The organism is Butyrivibrio sp., assembly GCF_024699075.1.
Map to the genome: position 1 here is coordinate 1 of NZ_JAILQF010000148.1, position 4610 is coordinate 4610.

The 4610-nt window shown below is 40.3% G+C and carries 4 protein-coding genes; all 4 read left to right on the forward strand.

The window, feature by feature from the left end:
* The first annotated feature begins 58 nt into the window (after nt 1–58).
* Nucleotides 59–2227 carry a beta-glucosidase gene (locus tag K6G87_RS05830; protein ID WP_296834896.1) on the forward strand — a complete coding sequence of 723 codons (2169 nt, stop codon included), beginning with the start codon at nt 59–61 and terminating at the stop codon, nt 2225–2227.
* A 43-nt stretch (nt 2228–2270) separates the two neighbouring features.
* Entirely contained in the window at nt 2271–2453 is a 183-nt protein-coding gene (locus K6G87_RS05835) for a Maff2 family mobile element protein (protein WP_334304856.1), read from the forward strand.
* A 57-nt stretch (nt 2454–2510) separates the two neighbouring features.
* Nucleotides 2511–3608 carry a redox-regulated ATPase YchF gene (gene ychF, locus K6G87_RS05840; protein ID WP_296834898.1) on the forward strand — a complete coding sequence of 366 codons (1098 nt, stop codon included), beginning with the start codon at nt 2511–2513 and terminating at the stop codon, nt 3606–3608.
* A gap of 78 nt (nt 3609–3686) precedes the next feature.
* Nucleotides 3687–4610: prolipoprotein diacylglyceryl transferase (lgt, locus tag K6G87_RS05845; RefSeq protein ID WP_296834899.1), on the forward strand; the 924-nt coding region annotated here is incomplete at its 3' end.

A 4610-nucleotide genomic window follows, 5' to 3' on the forward strand; every position in this document is an offset into this window, starting at 1 on the left:
ATATCATAGTTGGCCATATAATTCACTTATAAATTGGGTTATATGGAGGAGGTAAACTATGTTTCATAAGAATTGTGGTTTAACAGATGAGCAGGTGGAAAAACTTGCAAAAGAAAAACTGGAAAAGCTTTCTGTAAAAGAGAAGGTATGGTTGCTTCACGGAAATTGGCGGATGATTCGGGATGCCGTTTTTTACAAACGAACCTATAATCCGGTGCCCATTGAAACCTTTGGCAACAAAAAAATCGGATTAAAGCCAGTAGGATTTACAGATGGCCCAAGAGGCGTTGTTATGGGAAAATCCACAGCCTTTCCGGTGTCTATGGCGCGCGCCGCTTCTTTTGACCGGGATTTGGAAAAGAGAGTCGGTGATGCAATCGGAGTGGAGGCCAGAGCCGGTGGTGCGAATTATTTCGGAGGAGTTTGTGTCAATCTATTGATGCATCCTGCAGGAGGGCGTGCACAGGAGTCCTACGGTGAGGATCCCTATCTGGTTGGAGAAATGGGAGCAAAACTGGTGGAAGGTGTTCAAAAGCACAATGTTATGGCCTGCGTAAAGCATTTTGCCGTCAACAATATGGAGAACAAACGATTTACCGTGGATGTGAATTGTAGTGAGCGTACACTTCGAGAAGTATATTTACCTCATTTTAAAAAGGCAATCGATGCCGGAGCAGCTTCAGTGATGGGCTCATATAATAAATTCAGAGGTGAACAGGCGTCGGAAAGTTCTCATCTGTTGACGGATATTTTACGCGATGATTGGGGATTTCAAGGATTTGCCATTACGGACTTTATTTTTGCACTTCGTGATGGTGCAAAAGCACTAAAAGCAGGTATGGATATGGAAATGCCCATACCGGTTCATTTTGGAAACGAATTGTTAAAAGCATATGATGAAGGAAAAATCACGGAAGAAGATATTGACCGTGCTTTGCTTCGACGAATCAGAACACAGATAATTTTTGAACAAACGAAGGATCCTTTACCGGAGTATAAAAAAGAAATGATAGCATCAAAAGAGCATTATGATTTGGCACAGGAAGTGGCAGAAAAGTCTATGGTCTTAATTAAAAACCAAAATGTATTGCCGTTGCCGAAGACCACCCAAAGTATTGCTGTAATCGGAAAACTGGGAAATACGGAAAATATTGGAGATCATGGAAGTAGCCGTGTGTTTTCAGAGGGAATTATAACTGCATTGGAAGGTCTCAGGCGCTATGCTTCAAAAATGGACAGTGAGTTAAAAGAAGTTTTTTATTCTGACGGTTCCAATCGGAAGGAAGCAATGGAACTTGCTAAAAAAGCAGATGCCGTTCTTATTGTTTGTGGAAATGACTTCAATGATGAGGGAGAATGTGTTATGCCGGACCCGGACAGTGATTTAAACGCTATTGAATGTATGGCAAATGGATTTTTGAATAATAATCATAAGATTATCGGTAATGGAATGGAAAAAGCAGCCGGTAAAAACGACCAGGCAGTGGCATCCTATACATCCGGTGATGAAGGCGCTGTGGGTGGAGATAGAAAGTCTTTATCATTAAAACCGGAAGAAATTGAATTAATTCGAGAAGTGGCTCCATTGAATCCAAACACAGTAGTATTCTTAGTTTGTGGAAGTATGCTTATGACAAAAGAATGGGATGATGTGGCACCGGCGATTTTATACAGTTGGTATTCTGGAGTGAGAGGAGGAGATGCCCTTGCCAGAGTGTTGTTTGGAGAAGTCAATCCTTCCGGTAAACTGCCCTTTGTTATTCCAAAAGAAGAGTCTCATTTGCCACAGGTAGACTTTGGGGCAAATTCCATTACCTACGATTTTTATCATGGATATCGAAAATTGGATCATGAGGGAAATACCCCGGCATATCCCTTTGGATTTGGTTTAAGCTATACAACCTATGCTTATGAGAATGTAGCAGTAGAACGATTGGAAAATGGATATCAGGTTTCCTGCAAAATTACAAACTCCGGGGAATATGATGGAGAAGAAGTGGCACAGGTATACGTTTGTATGCCTCATTCGAAAGTGGAACGTCATGTGAAAAAACTTTGCGGATTTGAAAAGCTATGGATTCCAAAAGGTACATCAAAAAATGTAAGTATATTTGTTCCGGATGAAGAACTGATGTATTATGATGAAACGGAAAATGACTGGATTTTGGAAGATACAGATTATGTATTCCAAATTGGACCAAACGCCGGAGAACTATATGGTGTATAATAAGATTAGTTTAAAGATAACTTCTGGTCCAGAAGAGAAAGACATAGCATTTTTTAATTCAGCAATCACAGTACTTCAGACACTTGTTATCGCACTTGGCGCAGGCCTTGGTGTATGGGGCGTTGTAAACCTTCTTGAGGGTTACGGCAACGACAACCCTGGAGCGAAGTCACAGGGAATGAAGCATTTTATCCCCAGGGTAGAGAATTCCATAAAAATATGCTAATATATCAAAGGTTATGCATATTAATAGCTTATTAAGCATTAGAAGGAGATATATAATATGAAACTAGGAATCGTTGGCCTTCCGAATGTCGGAAAGAGCACACTTTTTAATTCACTTACAAACGCAGGAGCGCTTGCAGCAAACTATCCATTTGCAACAATTGACCCTAACGTAGGCGTTGTTGCAGTTCCGGATGAGAGGATCAAGAAGCTCGGTGAGTTATATAATACAAAGAAGGTTACACCTGCAACAATTGAATTCGTTGATATTGCAGGACTTGTAAAGGGAGCATCAAAGGGCGAAGGTCTTGGTAACCAGTTCCTTGCCAATATCCGTGAGTGTGATGCTATCGTTCACGTTGTAAGATGTTTTGAGGATACTAACGTAGTACACGTTGACGGATCTGTAGATCCAGTTAGAGATATAGAGACAATCAATCTTGAGCTTATTTTTGCAGATCTTGAGGTTCTTGAAAGAAGAATAGCTAAGACTACAAAGACAGCACGTATGGACAAGGAAGCTGCCAAGGAGCTCGACCTTCTTAATAAGATCAAGGCTCATCTTGAAGACAATAAGCTTGTCAAAGATATGGAAGATTTAAATGATGATGAGCAGGCTCTTCTTAATACATATGATCTTCTTACTTCAAAGCCTGTTATCTTTGCAGCTAATGTTAAGGATGAAGATCTTGCAGATGACGGAGCTTCTAATAAATATGTTCAGGCAGTAAGAGACTGGGCAGCAGGGAATAACAGTGAAGTATTTGCTATAAGTGCTCAGATTGAATCTGAGATTGCAGAGCTTGATGATGATGAGAAGAAGGAATTCCTTGCAGATCTTGGACTTACAAAGTCAGGTCTTGATAAGCTTATTGAAGCAAGCTATAGAACACTTGGACTTATGAGCTTCCTTACAGCGGGAGAAGATGAGTGCAGAGCATGGACTATCAAGGTTGGCACTAAGGCTCCTCAGGCAGCAGGTAAGATCCATACTGATTTTGAGAGAGGATTTATCAAGGCTGAGGTTATCAATTATCAGGATCTTCTTAATGAAGGATCACTTTCAAATGCTCGTGAAAAGGGTCTTGTAAGAATGGAAGGAAAAGAGTACGTAGTTCAGGACGGAGATGTAATCCTTTTCCGTTTCAATGTTTAATATACATATGATATATAGGCTGGGTAAGGCGTAGCAGCTAAGCCCGGCTATTTTTGATTATATGACGGAGGGGAATTTATGCCTAATATTATGGATGATATGTCCATTGCCTTTCCTCATTTGGGGATTTATTTAAAATATGTTCCAAAGAGTTTTTCTATATTTGGTTTTAAAATAGCCATGTACGGTCTCATAATCGGAATCGGAGTTTTGTGCGGTGTGTCACTTGCAGCTCATGTAGCTAAGATTACCAAGCAAAACCCGGACTGGTACTGGGACCTGGCTATATATCTTCTGGTTTTTTCTGTAATTGGAGCAAGGCTTTATTATGTAATATTTGCCTGGGATTATTACAAGAATGATCCTATCGAGATCCTTAATATCAGAAATGGCGGTCTTGCTATATATGGCGGTGTTATTGTTGGATTTATAACTCTTGCTGTATATGTAAGGATCAAGCATAAGAGTTACAGGCTTATGGCTGATACAGGTATTTTCGGTGTTATCATGGGCCAGATCATCGGCAGATGGGGTAACTTCACTAATAGAGAGGCATTTGGTGATTATACTGATTCGCTTTTTGCCATGAGGCTTCCTGTTTCCATGGTCAGATCTATTGAGATAACCGACAAGATGCAGGCTCATATGTCTGATGTTACCAATTATATTCAGGTTCATCCTACATTCCTTTATGAAAGCTTGTGGAATGTCATGATCCTTACGCTTATGCTCTTATATGTGAAGCATAAGAAGTTCCATGGAGAGATCGCACTTCTGTATCTTGGAGGATATGGATTTGGAAGAGGGCTTGTAGAGTCTCTTAGAACTGATCAGCTTCATCTTCCTGGGACTTCAATTCCAGTATCTCAGATGCTTGGATTTACGCTCTTTGCCGCTGCCCTTATCGTTGATATTGCAGTCAGAATCTATATGAAGAAGAATTCATATGTTATCCTTCCTTCAGATGAAGTCATAAACGAGAAAGTAAGACTTGATATGGAA